The 21,892-nt window shown below is 40.4% G+C and carries 19 protein-coding genes and 1 pseudogene; 5 read left to right on the plus strand and 15 right to left on the minus strand.

The window, feature by feature from the left end; all coding sequences use genetic code 11:
• Positions 1 to 101: 101 nt before the first annotated feature.
• From QZL69_RS06025 to QZL69_RS06065, 9 genes are all read right to left on the minus strand, one after another.
• On the minus strand, positions 102 to 590 hold the full coding sequence (locus tag QZL69_RS06025; protein ID WP_022214328.1) for a hypothetical protein: 489 nt from the start codon (positions 588 to 590) through the stop codon (positions 102 to 104).
• Positions 591 to 627: 37 nt separating this feature from the next.
• Positions 628 to 1,131, minus strand: a complete 504-nt coding sequence (locus tag QZL69_RS06030; RefSeq protein ID WP_022214329.1) for a gamma carbonic anhydrase family protein — start codon at positions 1,129 to 1,131, stop codon at positions 628 to 630.
• 257 nt (positions 1,132 to 1,388) lie between these two features.
• Positions 1,389 to 1,862: an acyl-CoA thioesterase gene (locus QZL69_RS06035; protein ID WP_334290845.1), complete on the minus strand. Its 474-nt coding sequence runs from the start codon at positions 1,860 to 1,862 to the stop codon at positions 1,389 to 1,391.
• A 69-nt stretch (positions 1,863 to 1,931) separates the two neighbouring features.
• A complete protein-coding gene (locus tag QZL69_RS06040) occupies positions 1,932 to 2,948 on the minus strand; it encodes a LacI family DNA-binding transcriptional regulator (protein WP_022214332.1) in 1,017 nt (338 codons plus the stop codon).
• A gap of 78 nt (positions 2,949 to 3,026) precedes the next feature.
• Positions 3,027 to 3,983, minus strand: coding sequence for an ABC transporter permease (locus QZL69_RS06045; RefSeq protein WP_022214333.1), 957 nt, complete (start codon positions 3,981 to 3,983; stop codon positions 3,027 to 3,029).
• Positions 3,980 to 4,954, minus strand: coding sequence for an ABC transporter permease (locus tag QZL69_RS06050; RefSeq protein ID WP_022214334.1), 975 nt, complete (start codon positions 4,952 to 4,954; stop codon positions 3,980 to 3,982). The genes QZL69_RS06045 and QZL69_RS06050 overlap by 4 nt, the downstream gene beginning before the upstream one ends.
• 21 nt (positions 4,955 to 4,975) lie before the next feature.
• Positions 4,976 to 6,466, minus strand: coding sequence for a sugar ABC transporter ATP-binding protein (locus QZL69_RS06055; protein WP_022214335.1), 1,491 nt, complete (start codon positions 6,464 to 6,466; stop codon positions 4,976 to 4,978).
• 83 nt (positions 6,467 to 6,549) lie between these two features.
• Positions 6,550 to 7,674 carry an ABC transporter substrate-binding protein gene (locus QZL69_RS06060; protein WP_022214336.1) on the minus strand — a complete coding sequence of 375 codons (1,125 nt, stop codon included), beginning with the start codon at positions 7,672 to 7,674 and terminating at the stop codon, positions 6,550 to 6,552.
• A gap of 58 nt (positions 7,675 to 7,732) precedes the next feature.
• Positions 7,733 to 8,476, minus strand: a complete 744-nt coding sequence (locus QZL69_RS06065) for an N-acyl homoserine lactonase family protein (protein WP_022214337.1) — start codon at positions 8,474 to 8,476, stop codon at positions 7,733 to 7,735.
• 271 nt (positions 8,477 to 8,747) lie between these two features.
• Here QZL69_RS06065 and QZL69_RS06070 point away from each other — a divergent pair, with 271 nt between their 5' ends.
• From QZL69_RS06070 to QZL69_RS06085, 4 genes are read left to right on the plus strand one after another with little or no spacing between them, the layout of a single operon-like run.
• Positions 8,748 to 10,334 (plus strand): class I adenylate-forming enzyme family protein, encoded by a 1,587-nt coding sequence (locus tag QZL69_RS06070; protein ID WP_022214338.1) that lies wholly within the window; start codon positions 8,748 to 8,750, stop codon positions 10,332 to 10,334.
• A 25-nt stretch (positions 10,335 to 10,359) separates the two neighbouring features.
• Positions 10,360 to 11,943 (plus strand): acyl CoA:acetate/3-ketoacid CoA transferase, encoded by a 1,584-nt coding sequence (locus QZL69_RS06075; RefSeq protein ID WP_022214339.1) that lies wholly within the window; start codon positions 10,360 to 10,362, stop codon positions 11,941 to 11,943.
• 39 nt (positions 11,944 to 11,982) lie between these two features.
• A complete protein-coding gene (fabG, locus tag QZL69_RS06080; RefSeq protein WP_022214340.1) occupies positions 11,983 to 12,726 on the plus strand; it encodes a 3-oxoacyl-ACP reductase FabG in 744 nt (247 codons plus the stop codon).
• Positions 12,727 to 12,779: 53 nt separating this feature from the next.
• Complete coding sequence (locus QZL69_RS06085; protein WP_022214341.1) at positions 12,780 to 13,958, plus strand: thiolase family protein; 1,179 nt, start codon at positions 12,780 to 12,782, stop codon at positions 13,956 to 13,958.
• A 189-nt stretch (positions 13,959 to 14,147) separates the two neighbouring features.
• Here QZL69_RS06085 and QZL69_RS06090 read toward each other — a convergent pair whose 3' ends face one another.
• Entirely contained in the window at positions 14,148 to 15,077 is a 930-nt protein-coding gene (locus tag QZL69_RS06090; RefSeq protein ID WP_022214342.1) for an AraC family transcriptional regulator, read from the minus strand.
• A gap of 158 nt (positions 15,078 to 15,235) precedes the next feature.
• Here QZL69_RS06090 and QZL69_RS06095 point away from each other — a divergent pair, with 158 nt between their 5' ends.
• On the plus strand, positions 15,236 to 15,412 hold the full coding sequence (locus QZL69_RS06095; RefSeq protein ID WP_022214343.1) for a hypothetical protein: 177 nt from the start codon (positions 15,236 to 15,238) through the stop codon (positions 15,410 to 15,412).
• 129 nt (positions 15,413 to 15,541) lie between these two features.
• On the opposite strand, the gene QZL69_RS06100 is transcribed toward QZL69_RS06095, so the two are convergent.
• The 5 genes and pseudogenes from QZL69_RS06100 to QZL69_RS13960 all read right to left on the minus strand — a co-directional run.
• Entirely contained in the window at positions 15,542 to 16,471 is a 930-nt protein-coding gene (locus QZL69_RS06100; protein WP_022214344.1) for an AEC family transporter, read from the minus strand.
• 326 nt (positions 16,472 to 16,797) lie between these two features.
• Positions 16,798 to 17,577 (minus strand): hypothetical protein, encoded by a 780-nt coding sequence (locus QZL69_RS06105; protein ID WP_022214345.1) that lies wholly within the window; start codon positions 17,575 to 17,577, stop codon positions 16,798 to 16,800.
• 265 nt (positions 17,578 to 17,842) lie between these two features.
• Entirely contained in the window at positions 17,843 to 20,245 is a 2,403-nt protein-coding gene (locus QZL69_RS06110) for a zinc-ribbon domain-containing protein (protein WP_022214346.1), read from the minus strand.
• A 562-nt stretch (positions 20,246 to 20,807) separates the two neighbouring features.
• The gene (gene tsf / locus QZL69_RS06115) at positions 20,808 to 21,746 is read right to left on the minus strand and encodes a translation elongation factor Ts (protein WP_022214347.1); all 939 of its coding nucleotides are present in this window, start codon (positions 21,744 to 21,746) and stop codon (positions 20,808 to 20,810) included.
• A gap of 30 nt (positions 21,747 to 21,776) precedes the next feature.
• Positions 21,777 to 21,892: pseudogene (locus QZL69_RS13960) on the minus strand (30S ribosomal protein S2); the annotation flags it as partial.

The raw sequence follows: 21,892 nt of genomic DNA on the forward strand, positions 1-21,892 counted from the left end.
CGGTGATGGGATTTTGCCATATTCATGGCAAAACACCTCGCGGGATACTACCTGTAACGCAAATAACGTTTTTTTAACATATTATGACATATTATGACATATTACGGGAGCAGTTCATATGCAATGCGCGGGCTTCCATCCCGGACATGCACGATGCCGCAGCTTACGAAACCGTATTTTTCCAGTACGTGCTGCATTACTTTGTTATCCTTATGTGTGTCGATCCGAAGATGTGGTACCTGTGCGCTACAGTAATCCATGACATGACCGATGACACCCTGCACGGTTCCGTCGCTGGCTACCCGATGCACGGCAGCATAAGGTTCCTCTGACTTCCAGTTTCCTTCTTCTATCTCCAGATAGGTCGGATCTTCTCCTATAATAAAGGCAAATACTGCATGAATACTCGCTTCCTCCAGTACATACAGATTTCCCTGGCGGATATCTTCCTCGATCAGAGCTTCCGGTTCGTCACCTTTACCCCACTGTGAATGGTTACCGTTTTTTCTCATAAACTGTCTTGCCATCTCGTAGATCTCCCGGATTCTCGGAAGATCCTGCGGTGTGGCTTTTCTTATTGTACAGGACATGCATTTTTCCTCACTCTCTGTAAATTATAATAGTTTCTTATAATACTCCCTGTTCCTGCATCTCTCTGGAGACATTCACATATCTTTTGCTATTTTCAAGGTTTCTCAATTTTTCTTCCCAGGCAAGATTTCGTTTAATTTTTGCCGGACTGCCCATCACAAGGGAGCCATCCGGTATCACGGTATTCTTTGTCACAAGGCTTCCGGCTCCAATGATACAGTCGTTTCCGATCTTTGCACCATCAAGGATCACTGCCCCCATCCCGATCAGGCTTCTGTCTCCGATCGTACAGCCATGGATCACTGCATTGTGCCCTACAGTGACATTATTTCCAATATGAACCGGCATGTTACGGCTTACATGAATTGTACAATTCTCCTGAATATTCGACTCATCTCCAATCACAACCGGAGCCTCGTCGCCACGGATCACCGCAAAATAAAACACACAGCTGTCTCTCCCAATCGTCACATCCCCTGCGAGCACAGACTGCTTTGAAATTCTCGCATCTTCTGATATTTTTACACTTCTATAATTCATTGTATCTTCCTCTGACTTCTGCAATTCTGCCAATATGTTTTTAGTGTAGCAAACCCTGCTTTTGCTGTCAATCATTGAACACACTCACGTTGCTTACTTGAGATACAATAAAAGTGCCATACGATTTTCTACTGCTCTGTATGACACTTACTTATAATTGCTATATTCTATATTCTCTATTTTAATATGTAAAAATGCAAGAACAAGCCTGAGGCTATCTGCCATAATATGATAGATAGCCTCAGGCTTCATTAACATCAGTATCCTTCTCTTCGCCTTTCCTTCCGTAGTGTATATCGCTTTTCTCCGCCTTCCCATTCTGCCTTTTCAGACTCTGTCTCTACGATAAGACCCGGTACGTCCACTTTGTTGTCGTCCTCATCCAATGCCACCATAACTTCATAAGCTCTGTTAATCATCCTGCGTGTTCCATCCGACTCCTCCACATAAGTATCAATTCGTACTTCCATAGAGGTCCTGCCTACATAGGTCAGTTTTCCGATCAGCACAACCACATCTCCCAGATAAGCACCTGCTTTAAAATTCAGGTTATCTACACAGGCTGTTGTAACAATCGTACCGGCATGACGGCGAGCTACAATCCCCGCCATCTCATCAATCCACTGCATCAGCACTCCACCAAAGAGACGTCCATAACAGTTGATATGTTTATTCATGATCAGAAATGTATTCTCCGTACGGGAATCCTCTACCCGTTTCATTCTATGCACTTATTTCCACCACTTTCCATATAGAATTTGCAAACTGCCGCCAGTGAATCTCTCCAACTGGCAAACTTTTCAAATCTCAGAACATTCACAGGTTGTTTTTCTTACAATCAAAGTTGGCTCCATAATAATACGCTCTGTTTTCGCATCTTTGTCATTTAACTGTTTCAACATCAAATGTGCTGCTTTTTCACCCATTTCATCTACATGCTGGCTTATCGTCGTCAGTTCGATACCATACATTGACGCCATTGCAATATCATCAAAACTTATGATTGACAACTCTTCAGGAATACGGATTCCCGCTTTCCTGCAGCCATCCATAAAACCGATTGCAGTCATATCGTTTACCACAACCATCGCACTTGGACGCTCTTTTATTTCTAAAAATTGCTGTGCCAGCGCCCGTCCTGTTTCTAATTTCAGATCGCTCTCAAACACACATTTCTCATCAAAAGAAAAGCCATAATTCTCAAGTACCTGTCGGTAACCTGCAAAGCGCTGACTGGATGCAGAAGATACCCCCGGTCCTTTGATAAAGCCTATGTGACGGTGTCCCAGTTCAATCAGATGCATAGTTGCCTGATATCCTGCCTGAAAATTATCAATTAACACCGAATCTCCTGTATAATATGGTAGAATACGATTAACAAGCACCTTTGGCATTTCCATATTTTTCAGTCTCTCTTCTATTGCTTTTTCCTGTGCCGTTATCAAAATCAAACCTGCAAAATTAAATTGCTCTGTTAATTTCAAAAATTCCAGTTCTCTATCAATGTTATATTCACTGTTCAGAACCATTACCATATAACCATTGTCGTTAAGAATCCTCTGAATATTAAATGTCAAATCTGCATAAAACGGATTTCGAATATCTCCCAGTATCAATGCCACTATGTTCATCCGTCCCTTACTTAAACTCTGGGCTATCGTATTTGGCTGATATCCTATTTCATTGATAAAGTCCATCACTTTTTTACGAAGTTCCGGACCGACACCTTCATTTCCATTGATTACGCGAGAAACTGTTGATTTTGAAACGCCTAACATCTCTGCAACATCTGAAATGCCATACTTTCCATTCTTCATGCATTTTCTCCTTTTCTCTTCAATTTTACATCATGCACTTTCTTTTCGCAATAGATATTCTGGTAATAATATTTATCATTACTGTCGAAGCTTAGGTGCTCTGCTGTTCATCATCAGAATCACGATCAGAATAATTCCCTGGATCAGAGATCTTAATCCTGCGGCCATATTTAATGCCTGAAGAATATTTGTAATAAGTACCAGCACCAAAGCACCAAGAGCACCTCCAATGAATGTACCTTTTCCACCTGTCAGTTTGGTTCCACCAATAACTACTGCTGCAACAGAAAGCATTGTATAGCTGCTTGCCATATTCATCTGTGCCGTTCCTGCATATCCAACCAGCATAAGCCCTGCAAATCCCGCCATAGCTCCACCAAACACATACGCCAGGATAATTATCTTTTTACTGTTGATACCACAGAGATTTGCCGCATTTCTATTATTACCTGCCAGAAACAGACTTCTTCCATAGCGGCTTCTTCTCAGGAACAGAACTTCCAGTAAGATCAAAACAATGAGCACTACTGTTGGCAGGATTCTCAGTGGACCTACTAATGTTTTTGAGATTCCCTGTAATTCCTTTCCTACCATAACAGATGGCTGCCCTTTTGTAACCATGATTGAAAAGCCATCTACAACATTTGACATAATCAGCGTCATAACCAGCGGAACAACCTTTAACATTTGAACTCCGGTGCCATTAATTGCGCCGACAACAGCTCCCATAAGCATAACAGCAGGAATCATTAAAATAAATGAGGCTACGCCAGATCCTACATTTATCATTGGACCAAAGAGAGCTGTCATAGACATGATTGCACCAACAGACATGTCAAGCCCACTGTCACCTGATATGATTACCGCTGCCTGGCCAATTGACGCAAGTGTAAGAATTGACGTTGTCATCAAAATACTTGAAATATTATTCATAGACAGAAAACCTTTGCTCAGACACTGTCCAAGAATTAAAAGAGCAACCGTTCCTATAATTGCCGGAAGATATGGATTGTTAAGCTTTTTCAGTGTTTTCATCTCTTTCCTCCTATAGCTCTCTTTATTTTTGTTTTGATTTCTTTATCTGATGCTGCAATAGACACTGTAACTCCAATCAGCAGGATCAGTCCCTGTATAAAGCTCTGTACTATAGAACTTAAATTTGCAGATACGACAATAGAAATCAGAATACTCAGGAAAGAGGCGCCGAAAATACCACTCCATATTCCTCCGATTCCTCCATTCAGAGAAACACCGCCGATAACTGCCGCTGCGATAGAATTCATACTCATGGCAGATCCTACTGTCGGACTTCCGGCACATATATTGGCACTTATACAAATACCGGCAACTCCTGCCGCCAGACCGGCAAATGTATGCACAAAAAATCTTAACGCAGCAACATTTATTCCTGATGCATACGCCTTCTTTACATCTTTACCCAACGCATAAATATGCAATCCCACAGGTAATTTCATTACAAATATCCATATAAGTACAAGAATGGCTATCAATACTACCGGCGTCGGAATAATACCAAACATATTTCCCAGATACCAGTCACCAAAAGTGAAATCAATATAGCCACCAGGATATGGCAAAATCCATAATGCAATTCCTGCAAATGCAATTGATGTTGCAAATGTTGCCAGCAGCGGATTAACTCTCATGATGCCTACAACAAAACCATTGAACATTCCACACAGAACTGCAGTCAACAGCCCCAGCAATGCAGCCTGCGGTACAGAAAATCCTTTCTCAAAAGCAGTAACAATAACCACATTTACCAGCGACACGATCGAACCAAGAGAAATATCAGTACCTGCAACAAGAATCGTAGCAGTTACACCGATTGCCACACAAATCGCACCTGCATTAGTGGAAATGAAGGATCGAAAAAAAGATACACTCAGTCCACCTGTCATTACTCCATTAATCCCAAGAAATATTACAAACAATAATAATGCCGGAAATGCATTCCATGACATCAGTTTCTTTACTTTGTTCATCTGATTTTATCCTCCTTTCAATTATGCCTGCATTTGTTTTTCTTCAATCGGCATAGATGCCGCCGAAATGTTCTCTCTTGTAATAGCATCGCCCTCAAGAATTGCAGAAATATGCCCTTCATACATAACAATAACCCTTGAACATTCTGCCATAGATGTAACATTTACCAGCTCATCATCATCACTGGAAATCATGATTACCGCATTTCCCTCTTCTGCAAGTTTCACAAACTCTTTATGAAGATCTGTTCTTGCTTTAACATCAATACCTTTTGTAGGGTCATTTGCCAGAAGAAGCCGCGGCTTTGTGCTTAACCACCGTCCTACAACAACTTTCTGCTGGTTACCACCGCTCAATGCAGTAATCAGCTGTCCCGGATTATCGTATTTAACATTAAAGCTGTCCAGAACAGACCTGGAATCACCGATTTTTTCATGCTTGACCAGTTCTTTCACTGCTGCAAGATTCTCAGCCAGATTACGCTCCTGGAATGTTCCATCCCGTTCCCTGTCGCCGGAAATAAATGCAAATCCATTTGAAACTGCCTGTCTGGAATTATGAATAGAAACCTCTTTGCCATCGATGATGATTTTTATTTCTCCCAGGTTACCATACAGCGAATTGACAAGATCGGTCTGACCATGTCCCTGCAGTCCTGCAACACCTATAATCTCTCCCTTTCTGATCTCCAGACTTTCCTCTGTTCCATAGGAAGGAATTTTTATGTGTGGTGCTTTGATCAATATATCTTTTTCACTCTTTGCCTGACGGTTTTTATGTTGTCTGCCAGTCTCTACTTTTGATCCTACCATCAGAGAAAGTAACTCACTTTCCGTTTTTTCCTGCATCGGATAAGTACCGAGGGTCTCTCCGTTTTTCATAATCGTGACACTGTCACACATAGCATATAATTCTGACATACGATGCGAAATAAATAAAACCATACATCCCTTTTTCTTCAGATCTTTTATAATATCATCAACGATTTCTACATCTTCTCTGTATAAAGCTGACGTGATCTCATCAATAATAAGAAGTTTTGGTTCCTGAACCAGTGCTTTGGCAAGTTCTACCATATACTGCTGGTTTGGTGCAAGATCTTCTACTTTTTTTGTCGCAATGTTTTCTAATTTCATCACCTTTAAAATTTCCAGCGACTTTTCTTTAATTCTTTTTTTATCTGTAAAAATGCCTTTTAAAGGTACGTCACATATGCAGATATTTTCTTCTACCGTCAGATTTCCGAACAGACTCAGTTCCTGGCTTGTCATTATTACATGATTTTTTTTCGCTTCTTTCGGTGATTTGAAATCAATCGATTGTCCGTCAAAAATAATTTCTCCGGAATTTTTACTTATCAGTCCACCCAGAGCTTTTGCCAGTGTCGACTTTCCAGATCCATTTCCACCTAAAATAGCCCTGACTTCTCCATTTTCAATTTCCATTTCAGCGTGTTTTATTGCTACAACAGCACCATATTTTTTTGATATATTTTGAAAAATAAGCCCCATATTGCCTCCTCCTGTATCCTGTCTATATTAAAAACAGGACTGGCGGAGGCATCAACTACCGCCAGTCCCTGAATACGGTTTCTTTATTTGAATAATTTGTCGACAGCTTCGTCTGACATATAACCGTCTAATGCAGCCGTATCAGCTGAATCTTTTAACAGTTCCATTGCTTCATCCAGTGAAATAGCTTCTGTATTTTCCAGTCCTTCCATCCACGTAGCGTCCGGCTGTGCTTCCTTGGTAACAACGTACGGCGGGGCTACCATGACTGTATTAATCAGATTTTCATCCATTGGATTTGCAACTAAATTAGCCTCATCGATTTCTTTTCCCTGAAGCAATCTCACAGCTACCTCAAGTGCTACAGTTGCATTACCTGGTGCATACGGAACACCAATTGTATTAAGATCTTCCATTTCTGCCCATTTTGCAAAGAAGGATTTTGTGTAATCTCCTGTCATAACCGGGATATCTTTACCGGCATTTTCATATGCTTTGATAACACCTTCTGCCATTACGTCCTGTTCAAGAATCGCATCAATACTGTCGTAGCTTGATAAAAATGTCGTCATAACGGACTGTGCATCTGTCTGTGACCAGTTTCCAGGTGCGGAAGTAAGAACATTTACATCTGGATATTCTGCCAGAATATCATCATTAGCCTGCTCACGAATAGTATCTGCCGCATTACCAGATACACCAGTAATCTTTACGATATCGCCTTTTCCTTCGATCTGTTCCATCAGCCACATTGCCTGGATCTTCTGCCATGTATAATTATCTCCACAGACACAGATCGTATCTTCATAAGCTGCCGGGTCATTTGCAATCACTACGAGAATTCCTTTTGCTTTTGCTTTCTCAACTGCGGATTTAATTGTTGTAGGAGATACCGCATCAATAAGAATTGCATCAACTCCTGAATCGATCATTGCATTTATCTGGTTCAGCTGCTCTGTTGCGTCACTGTTTGAGTTGGAGATCATATAATCAGAAATAATACCTTCTTCTTTATATTCTTCTGCCTTGTTTTCAAAATCCTCTACCATCTGTGCACGCCAGGTATTTCCCCAGTAACCATTTGACAGACCAATGTAGAATCCTTCTGTTTTCGCTTCTTTTTCTTCGTCTTTTGCATATGCACATACGCTGCTCATAGATACTGCCATTAAACCTGCCATAACGATTGCCAATGCTCTTTTTTTCATATTGTTTTCTCCTTATTATATAGTTTTGTATAGTTTTATTTTCCCCTAATAGATATTCTTATAAAACAGCTATAAACTTGTCAGAACCATCCTCAATAGCCGGTTCATGTCCTGGCAGAATATAATGTGCAAACTGTCGGATGCGTTCAAAGCTTTCATATGTTTCCGGAACCATTACCACGATATTCGGCTCCAGATTACCATTTACATTTTCTGCCACATTACAGATATCACCTGAAACACATACAACTCCGTCCTTTGTGTCAAACATTACTGACTGATGTCCTCTTGTATGTCCTGGCGTTGTAATCACTCTCAGTCCTGGCAGGATTTCTGTATCTCCCTCAAGGAAATTCCACTGGAAATAATTAACTGCATTCTTGTCGTAGCAAAGTTTATCGTAGAAAGGCGCCTCCGGCACAAGAGGATTAAATGCAGCTTCCCACTCTTTTTTCTGAACGTAGAACTTAGCATTTTTAAATTCTCTGTTACTTCCGCTATGGTCACAGTGAAGATGTGTGTTGATAACAATATCAATGTCATCAGGTTCCCATCCCATGACTCTCTTAATTGCAGCTGTTGTAACCTGATCTGGTGTCTGTTTTACTCCAGGTTCCGCTTTTCTGTATTCTTCGAGATCACGAATTCCCGTATCTACAATCACCTTATGTATTCCATCTGTCGCCCCTGCACACCAGATCGGAACTGTAATACGTTCACCTTTTCCTTTAAAATGTGTCATAGCTGAACGATCCAGATCAATACTTCCTACCTGAATAGCCCGCACTGTCCATTTTGCCATCCTAATACCTCCTTTATTTAAGATAACGTTTTCTTAGTAAGATTCCATTTTTCTAAAATTTTGTTTAGAAAACGGTTTCTTGTTTTGATAACCAGAGTATACAGTTCTATTGTTCAAAAATCAATAGTTTTTATACTTTTTTATCGTATTCGTCCTGTTTACCAAATATTTTTTGGTTATTTTGTGCATGTTTTCCATATTGACTTTCCATTATTTTTACATTATCATGTTCACATAAGCGAAACCGTTTTCTTAAAAGGAGGTTAATCAAATGCTTTCTGGAACAGACAAATGGAAAGGGTTGGTCGATTTTCAATTAGAACCATTAAATCCTGGTTCAGATATTCTATGTTATACCAGCCTTCCCACAACACTGTATGATGCTTTATGTAAGACAGCGCAGTCGTTTCCAGACAAAACAGCGATTGTAGACAATTATGACCGTTCCTGTACCTATACAGATCTGCTGGCAAAGACAGACGCTTTTGCTTCTTATCTGTACCAAAAGCAGAATATTCACAGGAATAGTCACGTTGCTCTGATGATGTATAACTGTCTGGAATTCTGTGTATCGTTTCTTGCTTTGTTAAAACTTGGCGCTGTCACTATTCCACTCCCAAGTAAATACAAAAAGCAAGAAGTATCCTCGTTAGTAGAAAAAGCTGATGTGAGCTGTATCATCTGCGATCAGGATTTCTATAAATGGTTTGAAGATTTTGAAACTCAGGGAATTCGACGCATCGCCTGTTCTGATATTGAAAAAGGCTATGGACTGGCTACTTATCATTCTCCTGAAACTGAAAGTCCGGTCTGCCATGATTCCTTTGATGACGCAATCATCATGTTCACATCGGGAACAACTTCTCAAAGCAAGGGCGTTGTGATCAAAAACTACAATATTATGAATGCAGTAGCTACTTATCAGAAAATCCTAAACATCACAGCTGACGACATTTCAGTGATTCCCATACCTATTTATCACGTTACAGGAATGGTTGCACTACTCGGTCTGTTCATACATTGCGGAGGAACCTTATATTTACACAAAATATTTAATGCCAGGCGGGTGCTTCAGTGTGTAAAAGAGCATAATATTACTTTTCTTCACGCATCACCTACAGTCTTTTCCATGCTTCTGGAAGAAAAAGATTTATTTCCATCTCTTCCGACGCTGAAACAGTTTGCATGCGGAAGCAGTAACATGCCGAAAGAAAAACTCACCGCCATACACAACTGGCTTCCTCATTCTGTTTTTCATACAGTATATGGACTGACAGAAACAACCTCTCCAGCCACTATTTTTCCTGGTGATGCGAGTACCAGTCCTTATATCGGTTCTTCCGGTTTTCCGGTTCCCGGAACTGTTTTTGAAATACGCGATGACAATGGCGCCCCACTGAAAGACGGTCAGATTGGAGAAATATGGATTCATGGCAATGTGGTACTTACTTCCTACTATAAAACAGATACTCCTTCCCTGAAGGATGGATGGCTTGGAACCGGAGATCTAGGATATTTTAATGAAAAAGGTTATCTGTTCGTAGTGGATCGCAAAAAAGATATGATTAACCGAGGAGGTGAAAAAATCTGCAGCTTTGATGTAGAAAATGAAATTTATAAGTTAAAAGGAGTAAATGAGGCAGCTGTTGTAGGTATTCCGGACGATGTTTACGGCGAAGTCGCAGCGGCTCTTGTAAAACTTGGTCCCGGAAGTGATCTGGACGAACCTAAAATCCAGGCACTTCTGCACAAAAAAATTGCAAAATACAAAATTCCAAAGCGAATTCTCATTACTGATGAAATTCCCCTTACCCCTAACGGTAAGATAGACAAACGTGCTATTCGGAAAATGTTCTGAAGCACCACTATGACAGGAGGACATTATGAAAAAGCCAAAATTTGTAACCGGCGAAGAAGCCGCAGCTATGATAAAAGATGACAGTACCATTGCAACAATAGGCATGACCCTGGTTTCTGCATCTGAAACTATTCTGAAAGCTATCGAAAAGCGTTTCCTTGAAACAGGAAGTCCCAACCATCTGACACTGGTTCACTCCTGTGGACAGAGCGACCGTGACAGAGGTATACAGCATTTCTCACATGAAGAAATGCTGTACCGTATCATCGGAGGACACTGGGGTCTGCAGCCACGTATGATGAAACTTATCTCAGAAAATAAAATCCTTGCCTACTGTATCCCTCAGGGACAGTTCGCTCAGCTGTACCGCAGTATGGCAGGAGGTGAACCTGGAAAAATCACCAAAGTAGGTCTTGGAACTTTTATTGATCCGCGTATTGATGGTGGAAAAATGAATGCCATTACAAAAGACGCACCCGATATTGTAGATGTTGTCACAATTGATGGTGAAGAATACATGCGCTATAAGCCAATTCCACTTGATTACTGTATTATCCGGGGAACTTATGTAGATGAAATGGGAAACCTCACCACAGATGAAGAAGCAATGCAGCTGGAAGTATTTTCCGCTGTTATGGCCTGCAAGAAATTCGGCGGCAAAGTTATCGCCCAGGCAAAATATAAAGTAAAATCCGGTACTCTTCACTGCAAGCGAGTTACTGTTCCGGGAATCTTTATTGACGCAGTTGTTATGTGTCCGAATCCAGAAGAGGATCATCGTCAGACACACAGTTTTGCATTTGATCCTGCCTACTGTGGAGACATCAAAGTTCCTGTTTCCGATTCTGATGCACTTCCTATGAACCTCCGCAAAGTCATTGGACGACGTGCTCTCATGGAACTTCAGGTTAACGATGTACTGAATGTAGGAACTGGTATTCCCAATGATGTTGTCGGCCCGATCATCTCCGAAGAAGGTGTTGGCGACGATGTAACTGTCACTGTAGAATCAGGTATTTACGGTGGTATTCCTATGGGTGGTATTGATTTTGGTATCGCCAAAAACAATTTTGCACTCTTAAGACACGATGACCAGTTTGACTACTATAATGGTGCCGGCGTAGATGTCACCTACATGGGTGCCGGTGAAATTGACCCGGACGGAAATGTCAATGCAACCAGACTCGGTCCAAATCCTACCGGAGCCGGTGGTTTTATCGATATAACAACCAATGCCAAACATGTTGTCTTCTGCTCTTCTTTTACAGGGAAGGGTCTCGACTGCTCGTTTGAGAATGGTCAGCTTCATATCAATAAAGAAGGCAGTCTTATCAAATTTGTAAATAAAGTACAACAGATTTCCTATAATGGAAAAATAGCCAGAGAAAAACATCAGAAAATGCATTATATCACAGAACGTGCTGTATTTGAACTCAGACCAGAAGGACTTGTGCTTACAGAAATTGCCCCTGGCATTGACCTTCAGACCCAGGTTCTTGATCTGATGGAATTCAAACCAATCATCAGTGAAAATCTGAAAGAAATGAATCCGGCAATTTTCTCTGAAGCAATACCCTACGGACTGAAAGATATCATTCGTAACCATTAAAATTTTTAACATAAAAAAATCATTTAGGAGGATTATATCATGAGATTAAAAGACAAAGTAGCAATTGTAACAGGTTCCGGACGTGGTCTGGGAAAAGGAATTGCCATGAAACTCGCAGAAGAAGGTGCAAAAGTAGTTGTCGCTGATATGGCACCTGCTGATGATACAGTTGCGGAAATCGTTGCAAAAGGGGGGACAGCTTCGGCTTTTGCTGTAAACGTTTCCAAACAGGAAGAAGTACATGCACTGGTAAAATACGCCATTGACACTTATGGAACGCTGGATATTATGGTAAACAATGCAGGTATCAACCGTGATGGCATGCTTCACAAAATGCCTGTAGAAAACTGGCAGATGGTAATTGATGTCGATCTTACAGGCGTATTCTTTGGTACCCAGGAAGCTCTGAAACACATGCGTGCTCAGGGAAGCGGACGTATTATCAATATTTCTTCCGGAAGCTGGCTTGGAAATATCGGACAGGCTAATTACGCCGCTGCCAAAGCAGGCGTTGTAGGTCTCACTAAAACCGCCGCACGAGAAAGTGCCCGCAAAGGCATCACATGCAATGCCATCTGCCCTGGATTCATTGAAACCGATATGACTCTTAAACTGAAAGAAGTAAATGATGGAGCCGCATGGGACAGCATGATGCAGAGAATCCCTATGGGATATGCAGGTAAACCTTCTGACGTAGGAAATATGGTTGCCTTTCTTGCATCTGATGAGGCTGCCTATATCACCTCAGAAGTTATCAATGTCGGTGGTGGAATGATCGTTTGAGCAAGTCAAAATTTCAGCTGATTTATGTCATAAAAAATATGGAGGAACTCAAAATGAAAGATGTAGTAATTGTAAGTGGTGTACGTCTCCCTGTAGGAAGTTACGGTGGCAGCCTGAAAAGTATTTCTGCTATTGACATGGGAGCTATGGTTGTAAAAGAAGCAGTTAACCGCGCAGGAATCCAGCCGTCAGATGTTGATGAGGTTATCATCGGACAGGTAGGACAGATTGCAGAAAATGGATTTGTAGCAAGAGCGATCAGTCTGAAAGCCGGCATGCCAAAAGAAACAACTGCTTATTCTGTAAACAGACAGTGTGGTTCTTCCCTTCAGTCCATTGCAGATGCTGTTATGGAAATCCAGACTGGACAGGCTGATGTTGTAGTTGCCGGAGGTGCAGAGAATATTTCTCAGCTTCCGTATTATGTAAAAGATGCCCGCTGGGGCGCACGTATGGGTCACAAAACATTCGAGGATGGAGTCATTGATATTCTGACCTGGCCATTGGATGGAAAACATAATGGTGTGACCGCAGAAAACGTGGCATCAAAATATAATGTAACCAGAGAAGAACAGGACGAATTCGCTCTTGAAAGTCATCAGCGTGCTGTGGCAGCTATCAAAGCGGGAAAATTCAAAGATGAAATTCTCCCGGTTGAATTAAAAGACCGAAAAGGTAATGTGACTGTTTTTGATACAGATGAAGGTCCAAGAGAAGGTCAGACTCTTGAAAAGCTGGCAAAACTCCGTCCTTGTTTCGTAAAAGGTGGCACTGTTACCGCCGGCAACTCTTCAAGTCTTAACGATGGTGCAGCTGCAGTTGTAATTATGTCTGCTGACAAGGCAAAAGAACTTGGTGTTACTCCTAAACTGAAAATTGTTGATTTTGCAGTAGCAGGTTTCGATGCTGAACTGATGGGTTACTCCCCAAAATTCTCCAGTGAAAAGCTGGCATCAAAACTCGACATCAATCTGAAAGATATTGATATGTTTGAAATCAACGAAGCATTTGCAAGCCAGGCTTATGCCGTAAGAAGAGACCTTGGTCTTGACAAAGACAAAGTAAACATCTATGGTGGTGGTATTTCCATTGGACATCCAATCGGTGCGACCGGATGTGTGCTTACCGTAAAAGTTCTCTATGAATTAATGAGAACAGATAAGAAGGATGCCATGATCAGTATGTGCATTGGCGGCGGACAGGGTATCTCCATGTACTTCACCAAATGTTAAACTTCTTAATCGTCCCCTTTTTACACAGATAAATTCCTACGAAGAAAAGAGGCTGTTGCACTGGACATTTCCAGGCGGCAGCCTCTTTTTTGTTGCCCCTGACAGTACAGTTCTCTACATAAATGTGGTAGTTTCTGATAACAGAACTGACACAAATTTCATATTACGTTCTACAATATCTTCCGGAAACTAATTTTTTTCAGAAATTCCCTCTCTGTTTCCGGTTCCGGTCTTATTCTTAAATTCATACGGTGTACATCCCATCTGGCTGCGGAAAACTTTGCCGAAATAGCTGGCAGAATGAAAGCCGCAGTTCTGAGAAACTGTCGTGATCGTCTCAGAGGTATTTCTCAGCATGGTACACGCCATCTGCAGGCGGTAGTCTTTGAGATAAGCACCCGGTGAAATATGGATTTCTTCCTGAAAACATCGAAGAGCTTCTCTTTTGCTTACTTTTGCAGCATTTGCAATATCACTCAGGGAAATTTCATTTCTGTATTCTTTATGAATAAAGGCCAGCATTTCTTTGAGACGTTCTTCTTTTTCTGAAGTACGAAGTTTGGCAGTTTCCGGTTCCACGCCTAACATGTGGATAAAATCTATCCACATCTCTGCTATCTTATTGCGAAATGCCATCTCATATCCGAATGCCTTTTTGTCCTGGATTCGATCCATTTCCAGCATATCTTCCAGCACTTTTCTCTGCATTTCACTTTCTCGACGCAGCACCGCCGCCTGAAATTTGTGATCATACAAAACAGGGCAGATATATTTTTTATGTAAAAGGCTGCCTTCTTCTGCCAGAAATTCCAGTCGGAACATAAAGACCTGGCTTCTGGCATCCTCCATTTCCTGCGGAAAAATCACCTGATGCATCACGTTTGTGTTAATAAAAATACCATCCGATTTCCTGAGACGGATGCAGTTTCCTGCTGTCCAGTAATCTATTTCCCCTTCTCGGACATAAAGAATCTCCAGTTCCTCATGCCAGTGCCAGGGAACAACCCGGCTGTTCCCCGCTGTTATGACCATATCTCTGCTGCAGCATGGATAATTTTCCTGTAATTCAAACATATTTTCTTTGCTTGTGTCTGTGATAATCAGATCTTCCAGTAACATTTTCTCACTCCAGTTTAATTTATTCTGGCGTTATTTTACCATATATATGGCGTTATTTCTATTTTTTTCTTATGTTATAAGCGTTATTATTATAAAAACGTTAGATTTCACTTTATACACGATTGCTTATTCACCATCATTCAAAAAGGAGGATCGCTATGACATTTGATATATTTCATCAGTTACTCTATCTCAGCTCCAGTCAAAAGGATTCCTCTGCCTTTCTTCAAAAACTGGAACACATAACTGTCACAGATGTCGCACAGGCTTATGCCTCACTTCAGATTTCTTCCAAGAATCCTCTTCCTGCTTCCGGCATGCCCCATTCTGCCTGAGTTCGGTATTGCGATTCCTTCCATTTGCCGGTAATATTCAGCTTATTTTTTCACTATATACAATATATATAACAAGTGCCATACGGTTTTCTTGCTCCGTATGGCACTTGTTTATAAGTATTCTCTATTTTAATATGTAAAAAACGCAAGGATCATATACACCACGATCGACACAATACAATACAGTGAATTTGTCGTGGATACATACGCACTTCCATCTTCTCTCTTGAGGAAAGTCTGCATACTGAACGTAGCCGGTGCAGACATATAGGTGATCACCGCAAGATCCAGCAGTGTATTACTTCCGATAAAACTATGTACCGCCAGGAGAACACCCACGATCATAACTGCCTGCAAAGCAATACGCATCACGATCGTCCGGATACACGGACCAAAAAGTTCCGGTGTCAGTTCCATGCTGAAACCTACCACGATCAGGATGATCGCTGTCAGAGCTGTGGTCAGAATACTTTCCACGCTTGTATAAATCCCGCCTGCCGGGCTTGCAAGCAGAAGTTTGATCACGCCTGTCAATCCCGCAATGATTCCCAGAACACTCGCGATAAATGCCGGTGTTTTTACTGCGCTTACTGCAAGATTTTTTACATTGATCTTCTCACCGTTCTCGGTCTGTCCAAGCATTCCCATATAAATACTGAATCCAAAAAGCAGTCCCGCAATATCAAGAACTGCGATCTGTGACAGGTTTTCCTGTCCGCAGAGACTTGTGTACAGAGGATATGCCATCGAACCGCCCTCATACACACTGACCATAAATGGCAGATACTTGCGGTAATTTTCGGTCATGAGCGGTTTCATAAGAAATCCGATACTGAAAGATACCACAAGCATGATAAACATGATCCCGACCAGTTTCGCCGTTTCTGCTCCATAATCTGATGTCGCCAGTGCATGAAAAATTGCTACCGGAAGCATGATGTTTGTGACCAATGCTTTCATGTTGTCGATGCCGTTCTTGTTCAGCAGTTTCCATTTCCGGCATAAAATACCAAGAATGATCATCACCAGTACCGGCGATATGATTTCCAGAACTTTCATTTGTTTTTCTTCCTTTTTTACTAAAATAAAAAATACCCTGACCTCATAAAGTCCCAGGTACTTTCCATTATGTTAGCACTCTGAATCTCAGGTTTCAAGGTATTTTTCTTATACTTTTTATATTACTTTGAATGTCTTCCATTTTCCCTGTTTGAATCTCCACTCCGTTTGGAACTGCGCTCCGGAGGATCTTTTTCTGCAGGCTGACATCCAGTTTCATGATTCAGGTGCCAATGTAGCTGACCGGATTTTTTGAAGAAAATTCGATACAGTGCCGCACCTGCGTTATAGACTGCAAGTGTAGGATAGAAACATCCGCAATCAAATTATTTTGCGCATTCCTCAAGCCATTGAAAAATAACTGCTTCCTCTGTTTTAAGTACATCTGCAATCTGCGTGCTTGCCATTCCCAGCTTTGCAAGCTCTGCCGCAGTTTCCTTCGCCTTTCGCAGTTCTCCCTCTGTTAACCCGTCCTGCCTTCCACTGTCATATCCAGCCTCATATTCTGCTTCTCGAAGTTTCTTTTCTTCCTCTTCTTCTCTTAATATTTTGCACTGTTCCATTAACTCTCGGTTATGATTTTCATTGATATTCAGCGTAACTACTCTCAGCTCCAGATTTGGTTTTCCCTCCAAATGTTCAAATGCTTCAGACAGCAGATTTTCCCACCGATCTTCCTTCTTTCTTGTTCCATTATAAAACACAATAAAATTTGGTGCCGGTATCTTCTGTAAAATCGAAGGATACAATGATCTGTGATCCACCAATTTCTGATACTCACTGGATATGTACAATAAATCTCTCAACGGCATATTCGGATTATAGGTTGACTGATGTTCATATAAAAACAAATTCGTGTCTACAATAAATGCCAGATCATTTTTCATCCCCATATAAATAGCATTCTCAAGCGTTACAATTTCCAGTGCCTCTGGATTTTCATATGTAGTTCCATTAATCGCATTGTAAAGTGACAGTAGATTTTCACGATCAGAAAACAGCATCCGAAAAACTGTATCTTTATACTTCTTGTTTGCCCGCAACATCTTCCCGCTCATTTGTTTTTTCTTCGTTGTAACAGTTTCATGGTTCTTTCTTTTTGTCATAGGCATTACCTCCTGTTTTTTGCAGGAGCATCAAGAACGTGTCGTACTATTATTTAGTGCACTCCAAACCCTTGCTTTTCTTTTTAATTGGATTTAAAAGCATGGATTTCTGAAGTGAATATAGAAAATCAGACGGCAAAAAAGCCTTGAATTTGTAGAGAAATATGCTTTGGCTTTATAGTAGCATTGTTTTTCCTAAAATTCAATATATCTATATTAAATTTTTACTTTGCACATCCGCAGTATTTATATATCTGATTATCTCTCAATCTTTCTTTAATTCTGTGTTATTTTTACACCGTTTACATTTTCTTCGTCCTCGTACTCTCTCAACTACTTCTGCCTGCCATTCATATCCACAATTTTTACATTTCCACCAAACACTTTTCCCAGAACCAGCTGTAATAAATTCAGGATTTAAATCTCCATTTTTCTCATAATTCCACTCAACTACAAGCTCTGGATTTGTTTGATTCAAAGTCTTTACTCCACTTTGTAAAAACGTTTTCTGTCTGGATTTCGCTTGTTTCTTTCTAGCGCATACCGGACATCCCGTAGAATTTCTTCTAGTTCGCATAATTCCAGTGGCTTTCCATTTATTTCCACACACTGAACAGTTCCACCAAATATGCTTACCATATCCAGGAACAATTTCATAAGGATTAAGGTCATTATTTGCATCCCAATCCCATTCAGAAAGTAATTGTGGATAAAGTTCTGCAAGTGAACCTCCGGCTTTTCTTATATACGTCTTTTGTACTGCCTTAACGCGCTTCTTTTTGTTACAACAAGGACATCCTTTTCCACTTCGTTGACTAATTACTTTATCTTTCCACTGATAGCCACATTCATGACATTTCCAATAAAATTGTTTCGCAGTACCTATACAAACGTTTTTCGGAGACACTTCATTTCTCTCATAATCCCAATTTTTTAATAACTCTTCATTAGATCTGACATCATTATAACCCGTCAATAATTTATGGTTACTGCAAATTGGACATCCACATTTTTTATCCTTCCTTGTTCTACTGCAAATCGCAGCCTTCCATTCATGCCCCTTTTCACAAATCCACCATACACTTTTCCCACTTCCAACAGTTACATTTTCCGGTTTATGTTCAACGTTTTTTCTATAATCCCATTGCTGTGCAATTTCCGGTCTTTGTGATGCAAGATCATTAAATCCTTTTAAAATCCTCTTTCCTGTACAATATGGGCATTTTCCACTTAATACTTCATAAGCTACAGAGCCTTGCCATTCATGTCCACATTTCCCATACCACCATACTTTTTTTGAAGACGCAACAGATACAGATTCCGGCAGTAATGTTCCATTTCGAACAGGATGCCATAGTGCCGCAATCTCTGGTGCTTTATTTTTTAACGAATTTTCTTTCTCAGTATACTCAATCAACGAATAGATTTCTGTACTGTCTCTAAGAATATTAATGTCTGATTGTATCTCTAAAGTATTTACATTTGTAAGTTCATTTAATTTCTGTAATACAAACTGAATCGCTTTCTCAATATCTTTGGGCGACTCCATTATATAATTGATAGAATCAGTATTAAGCTGCATACACCCTGGTTCTCGTACACGTATAAGTATTATGCTATTTTCTTGACATATAATATTCTTTTTTTCATCACGTTTATTACCGCTTAATTTAGAATGGCCATATATCCCATCATATTCAATAGCAATTTTATACTCAGGTATATAAATATCTAATTCCTGCAATCCTAGCCATTCCGGTTTATAGTTGGCTTTCACATCTGTAAAAACTTTTTCAACATAATACAAAACTGCTTTTTCTGGAAAAGATACTCTACGCTCTTCAGCACATTTAGGACAGCTATTTCCTCTATTCCTGTCTGATATCGCAGCTTTCCATCTATGTCCTTTTTTACACTTCCACCATACTACTGCTCTCGATCCACAAGAATATTCTTCTGGACTTCTAACATTTTTCTCATTATCCCATTCCATTTTTAACTCTGGACGAAGTGTTGCCAAATCATTTATTCCTTTGATAATTCTACGATTTTGACAAACAGGGCATCCCTTACTCCTGCAACGTTGTACTACAGACTCACTCCATTCATGTCCTTTTTCACATTTCCACCACACCTGTTTTTTTGAGCCTGGAGTCACCTCTTTGGGTGTAAGTCCATTATTCAAAATGGGATGCCAAGTTTGAGAAATTGCAGGGTTTAATGTTTCTAAATCATTAAACCCAAAGAGCACTCTCCGATTATTACAATAAGGACATTTTTGCCCTTCTACCCTACAAATTATAGGTATATCATAAGAGTGACCTTTTGGACAAATCCACCATACTTTTTTTCCTGAACCTTTTGTAACATTTTGTGGCCGTAAAGAATTATTTTTTTGCATATCCCATTCTGCCGCAATATCTGGAAAAAGAGTCTGAAGATCATTAAAACCTGGAAGTGCTTTAAAATTTGCACAATATGGACACCCATTTCTTTTTCTATACTGAGGTGCTGTTTCCCATTCACCGCCACAAATATGACATTTCCAGAAAACTTTTTTCTTTGAAGCAATTGAAATATTTTCCGGAACAATACCCATCTCAGCATTTTTTTGCCAATTCCACTGTTTCATTAATTCTGGTACATCACTTATATGTTTTGTTTCCATATTTCAGTCCTCTATAATACATAATATTAGTAATCGCTGAACAAAATATTCACTTATATTATCCTATTTTGTATTTATTATACTACCTTCATTTTTAGAAACATACAAAAATCACAAGTATTATTAAAATAATTATTTACTATTCATCGACTTATTTTCCAACAACCGGGCATTCAAGTCATCTGATTTTACTCCTATTATTGACTCAAATTGTGCTTACTCATGTTTTGAGCATCCAATTTTAAAGCTTTCAATGGTCCAGCTTATACTTATTATAATATGAGTCATACAATTTAAGAAGTTTTCGTAGGCTTGATTTATACTTATTGTTATTTAAGTCATACAGTTCCTGTAATTTCGTGGACTTTGTATGTAATTACTATAGTTTAGGTCATTTTCCATCGACATTTGCGTGGACTCTATTGACAGTTATTACAATCCGGGATACTCTCCTCAGACAAAAAGAAGCCCCGAAAACCTTATAACCACTCCCAAATGAGTGCTATAAGGCTTTCAGGGCCTCTTAGTAGTTGAATTATGATAGATATCTAATCTTTACAGATTACATACCAGCCTGTGCTGCAACCTCAGCTGCGAAGTCGTCCTGGCGTTTTTCGATACCTTCTCCAGTCTCGAAACGAACGAAACCTTTGATTGTGATCTTAGCGCCGTTTGCTTTAGCAACTTCTTCTACGTATTTAGCAACGGACTGTTTTCCGTCTTCTGCTTTAACGTATGTCTGGTCAAGAAGGCAGATTTCTTTGAGTTCTTTCTTGATACGTCCAGTGATCATACCCTGGATAACCTTCTCCGGTTTCTGGGATTCCTTAGGATCGTTCTGGATCTGAGCAAGAAGGATCTCTTTCTCATGCTCGATGTACTCAGCACTTACTTCGCTGTCGCATGTGTACTGCGGTTTCAGAGCTGCGATCTGCATTGCTACGTTTCTTGCCATTTCTTTAACTGCATCGTTAACAATATCTGTCTCAACGTCTACAAGAACGCCGATCTTTCCGCCCATATGTGTGTAGGAAGCAACGAAACCGTTCTCTTCTTTCACCTGAGCGAATCTTCTGATGTTCATGTTCTCACCGATAACTGCAACCTGAGCTGCAAGAGCTTCTTTTACAGTCTTGGTTGTGTCAAGTGCCCATGCTTCTGCAAGGAAAGCATCGATATCTGCTGCGGAAGTAGTAAGTGCCTGTGCTGCAACATCTGCAACATAGCTCTGGAATTTCTCGTTCTTAGCAACGAAGTCTGTCTCAGAGTTAACTTCTACAACAACTGCGCTCTTAGCATCATCAGCAACGAGAGTCTTGCAAAGACCTTCTGCTGCAACACGGCTTGCTTTCTTCTGAGCTGTAGCAAGACCTTTTTCACGCAGGAATTCTACTGCTTTATCCATGTCACCTTCTGTAGCTGTAAGAGCTTTCTTACAATCCATCATTCCGGCGCCAGTCATTTCTCTTAATTCTTTTACCTGAGCTGCTGTAATAGCCATTGTATTTTCCTCCTGGAATTATTAAATTAATTATTCCTCTGTAGCTTCCTCAACTTCTGCTTCTTCAGCTTCTGTTGTTCCCTGATTTGCTTCGATAACAGCGTCTGCCATTTTGGAAACGATCAGTTTTACGGCACGGATAGCAT

The sequence above is a fragment of the Blautia sp. CAG:237 genome, assembly GCF_000436615.1.
Classification (GTDB): domain Bacteria; phylum Bacillota; class Clostridia; order Lachnospirales; family Lachnospiraceae; genus Blautia_A; species Blautia_A intestinihominis.